Source organism: Actinomadura kijaniata NBRC 14229, assembly GCF_001552175.1.
GTDB classification, from domain to species: Bacteria; Actinomycetota; Actinomycetes; order Streptosporangiales; family Streptosporangiaceae; genus Spirillospora; species Spirillospora kijaniata.
In genome coordinates, this window is sequence record NZ_BCQR01000349.1 from 1 (window position 1) to 722 (window position 722).

At 67.2% G+C, this 722-nt stretch carries 1 protein-coding gene; it reads left to right on the forward strand.

Annotation, left to right across the window (positions count from 1 at the left end):
* The coding region (locus AKI01S_RS48665; RefSeq protein WP_439951720.1) for an elongation factor 1-alpha C-terminal domain-related protein at positions 1-722 on the forward strand (722 nt) is incomplete at both ends.

Genomic DNA, 722 nt, shown 5'->3' on the forward strand with positions numbered 1-722 from the left:
CCTGACCTTCATCCCGCTGTCGGCGCTGCACGGCGACAACGTGGTGGAGCGCAGCGGCAACATGCCCTGGTACGAGGGGTCCTCGCTGCTGCACCATCTGGAGCATGTGCACATCGCCTCGGACCGCAACCTGATCGATGTGCGGTTCCCGGTGCAGTACGTCATCCGCCCGCACAAGTCCACCGATCCCGAGCTGCACGACTACCGGGGTTACGCCGGGCAGGTCGCCGGTGGCGTCCTCAAGCCCGGTGATGAGGTCGTCCACCTGCCGTCCGGGCTGACCACCACCATCACCCATATCGACGGGCCGAACGGATCCGTCCAGGAGGCGTATGCGCCGATGTCGGTGACGTTGCGGCTGGCCGACGATATCGACATCTCGCGGGGGGACATGATCGCCCGGCCGGGCAACCGGCCCGAGGTCGCCCAGGACCTGGAGGCGATGGTGTGCTGGATGACCCCGGACCGGCAGTTGTCGCCGCGGATGAAGTTGCTGGTCAAGCACACCACCCGCACCGCGCGGGCGATGGTCAAGGACCTGCACTACCGGCTGGATGTCAACACCCTGCACCGCGACGAGACTGCCACCGGGCTGGGGTTGAACGAGATCGGCCGGATCTCGTTGCGGGTGACCCAGCCGCTGTTCGTCGACGACTACGGCCGCAACCGGCTGACCGGCGGGTTCATCCTCATCGACGAGGCCACCCACAACACCGTCGCCG